This is a genomic window from Methylomonas rosea, assembly GCF_024505055.1.
In the GTDB taxonomy this organism is placed as follows: domain Bacteria; phylum Pseudomonadota; class Gammaproteobacteria; order Methylococcales; family Methylomonadaceae; genus Methylomonas; species Methylomonas rosea.
Genome location: NZ_JANIBL010000137.1, coordinates 1 through 1,801 on the forward strand (window position 1 = coordinate 1; position 1,801 = coordinate 1,801).

The window sequence follows — 1,801 nt, forward strand, 5'->3', positions numbered from 1 at the left end:
CCAAAGGTGCGATCCCGGCGAAAATCACCGACAACTACAACGGCGATTTCAATACCATCAAAAACAACCTGAACAACTGCATCGACGCGATTTCCAACATGGTCGCCGAAGCGATGAACCTGGAAAAAGCCGCCATCGAAGGGCGTTTAGCCACCCGTGCCGACGCCAGCCAATACCAAGGCGATTACCGGAAAATCGTCCAAGGCGTCAATAACACTCTGGATGCGGTGATCGGCCCCTTGAATGTCGCAGCGGACTACGTCGACAACATCTCGCGCGGGGCGATTCCCGCGAAAATCACCGACAACTACAACGGCGATTTCAACACCATTAAAAACAACCTGAACAACTGCATCGACGCGATCAGCAGCATGGTGGAGGAAGCCGCTGCGTTGGAAAAAGCCGCGATCGAAGGTCGATTGGCCACCCGCGCCGACGCCAGCCAATACCAAGGCGACTACCGAAAAATCGTCCAAGGCGTCAACAACACCCTGGATGCGGTGATCGGGCCTTTGAACGTGGCTGCCGAGTATGTGGATAACATCTCCAAAGGTGCGATCCCGGCGAAAATCACCGATCACTATAACGGTGACTTCAACGTCATCAAAAACAACCTGAACACCTGCATCGACGCGGTGAACGCCCTGGTGGCCGACGCCAACAGGTTATCCACCGCCGCCGTTGAAGGGCGCTTAGCCACCCGCGCGGATGCGACCCAACACCAAGGCGATTTCCGCAAAATCGTCGAAGGCGTCAACAGCACCCTGGACGCGGTGATCGGGCCCTTGAACGTCGCCGCCGAGTACGTGGACAACATCTCGCGCGGGGCGATCCCGGCGAAAATCACCGACAACTACAACGGCGATTTCAATACCATCAAAAACAACCTGAACAACTGCATCGACGCGATTTCCAACATGGTCGCCGAAGCGATGAACCTGGAAAAAGCCGCGATTGAAGGCCGTTTAGCCACCCGCGCCGACGCCAGCCAATACCAAGGCGACTACCGGAAAATCGTCCAAGGCGTCAACAACACCCTGGATGCCGTGATCGGCCCGCTCAACGTCGCCGCCGAGTACGTGGACAACATTGCCAAGGGCAACATCCCGGCAAAAATCACCGACAATTACAACGGCGATTTCAACGTCATCAAAAACAACCTCAACACCTGCATCGACGCGGTTAACAGTTTGGTGGCCGACGCCAATATGCTCTCGACCGCAGCAGTAGAAGGCCATCTGGCGACTAGAGCCGATGCCACTAAACACCAAGGCGATTTTCGCAAGATTGTCGAGGGCGTGAACCTGACCCTGAATGCCGTGATCGGCCCGCTGAATGTGGCGGCCAACTACGTCGATAACATTTCCAAAGGACACATTCCAGCCAAAATCACCGATAGTTACAACGGCGACTTCAACACGATTAAAAACAACCTCAACACCTGTATTGATGCGGTCAATGCTCTGGTGGCTGACGCCAATATGCTGGCGACGGCCGCCGTCGAAGGCCGCCTGCAAACCCGTGCCGATGCCAGCAAACACCAAGGCGACTTCCGCAAAATTGTGCAAGGTGTCAACGAAACCCTGGATGGCGTGATTTTACCGCTCAACGAAGCCGTCGAAGTACTGGCGTTGGTCGAACAAGGCGATCTGACCCGCACCGTGACAGGTAACTACCAAGGCCAGTTGGGTGAATTCAAAGACACCGTGAATAACACTGTCGCCAAACTCTCCCAAACCATTTCCGAGGTTATTTCGGCGGCGGATCAGCTGGGTAATGCGTCCGAGCAGATCAGTTCCAC

1 pseudogene is annotated in these 1,801 nt (G+C 55.2%); it reads left to right on the forward strand.

From position 1 onward, the window contains the following. Window positions 1-1,801, forward strand: a pseudogene (locus tag NP589_RS21460) (hypothetical protein); the annotation flags it as partial.